Annotated in this window: 1 protein-coding gene; it reads right to left on the reverse strand. The window is 59.1% G+C overall.

Translation table 11 applies throughout. The annotated features are described in order from the left end of the window. A partial coding sequence (locus ACR3FE_RS27765) for an FAD-binding oxidoreductase (RefSeq protein ID WP_458211089.1) occupies positions 1–335 on the reverse strand: 335 nt, incomplete at its 3' end. Positions 336–552 lie beyond the last annotated feature (217 nt).

Below are 552 nucleotides of genomic sequence, written 5' to 3' on the forward strand. Positions count from 1 at the left end.
ACGAGCACCCCCCGGAGCTGGGCCATATCGATGGTGAGGCCGCCGTCGACCAGTGCGGTGCCGGCGATGTTATGGCCCCCGCCTTTCACCGAGAGTGCGAGGTCGTGCTCGCGGGCGAAATCGACTGCGGCGACGATGTCGGCGGTGCCTGTCGGCTGTACGACCAGTGCTGGCGTCTTCTCGATCATCCCGTTCCAGAGCCGTGTCGCTTCCTCAAAGCCTGAATCTGATGGAAACAGCAGCGCCCCGCGCACACGCTGGCTGAACGCCTCGATCGTTTCCCCGGACAGTGTGGTCGTCGACCCCTCCCGGCTGGTGATGGTTGTCTGAGTCACGGTTCCTCCGTTTGAGCTAGGTATAGTCATCGTCTCCTCCAGGAGAGAGGTACGTACGTGGATGACCTGATGATATCTAGTGAAATATTTCATCGCGTGGCTCTGGTGAATCACTAGACGGCGTCGGATTCGTCCGTTAATTCGAAGGAGTTGAAGCGGAAGAGTCCGGATGCTCAATGTCCAAGATCTCCCGCTTCACGAGCAAAGCGGTTACGTT

It is taken from the genome of Haladaptatus rarus (assembly GCF_054177585.1).